Here is a 945-nt window from a genome sequence, read left to right on the forward strand (position 1 = left end):
ATACCAAATTAAATTTGAGTAGATACAGATCAGATAAACTGAAGGATAGAGAGATGAGGTCTACCAATGGCTGGAGTCAGCACGATTGCGATTAAAGAAAGTCTCGACGATTTAGGCGAACGGTTACGAGAAACAGAACAGCCAATACTCAAAGAACGGTTGCAAGTGTTGTACTGGCTCAAACAAGCGCAAGCACCGAGTATCAGCCAAATTGCTACTGCGATTGGCAAGCATCGGGGCACGGTTCAAAAGTGGTTAGCGGTGTATCGAGCTCAAGGATTAGCGGCATTGCTGGTGGTTAAACCAACCCCAGGAGGAGGCAACCGGGTGATTCCGCTGTGGGCAGAAGTTGCCTTAGCCAAACGATTGCAAGAACCAAGCAATGGGTTTGATAGTTACGGTGCAGTGCAGCAATGGCTCTTAGAGAGTTTAGGCATAGAAGCTCAGTATCATGCGGTGTACCAGATGACGCGCTACCGACTCAAAGCCAAGCTCAAAGTGGCTCGTCCTCAACACATTAAGCAGAACTCAGAGCAGCGAGAGGCATTTAAAAAAACCTTGCAGACGACCTCGGATTGTTAAGCCAGTACTATCGGCAAGTGCGCCAGGATGAGCGAGAGATTCGCTACTTTGCCCAAGATGAGAGCCGCTTTGGACTTCACACCCTCATCGGGCGATTGATTACGGCGTTTGGGGTGAAACCCATCGGGGCATGGCAGTGGATATTCAAAGCATTCTGGCTGTACGGCGCGGTGGAACCTGCCACAGGAGAGTCCTTTTTTCTGCAATTCTCCCATGTCGATACTGAGTGCTACCAACGGTTCTTGGATGAGTTTTCCCAGGCTTACCCTGACAGCCTCAACCTGCTGCAAGTGGATAACGGACGGTTTCACACCAGCAAAGCGTTGATAGTGCCAGAAAACATCATTCTGGTGTTTCAACCGC

General features: G+C 49.5%; 2 protein-coding genes. Both read left to right on the forward strand.

Going from position 1 to position 945, the window contains the following annotated elements; all coding sequences use genetic code 11:
• Positions 1-66 precede the first annotated feature (66 nt).
• Positions 67-582 (forward strand): helix-turn-helix domain-containing protein, encoded by a 516-nt coding sequence (locus AB3R30_RS26875; protein WP_458652269.1) that lies wholly within the window; start codon positions 67-69, stop codon positions 580-582.
• On the forward strand, positions 576-945 hold a 370-nt coding region (locus AB3R30_RS26880; protein ID WP_458652270.1), incomplete at its 3' end, for a transposase. The genes AB3R30_RS26875 and AB3R30_RS26880, both read left to right, overlap by 7 nt.

The sequence above is a fragment of the Sivoneniella epilithica UHCC 1019 genome, from assembly GCF_040830845.1.
In the GTDB taxonomy this organism is placed as follows: domain Bacteria; phylum Cyanobacteriota; class Cyanobacteriia; order Leptolyngbyales; family Leptolyngbyaceae; genus ULC077BIN1.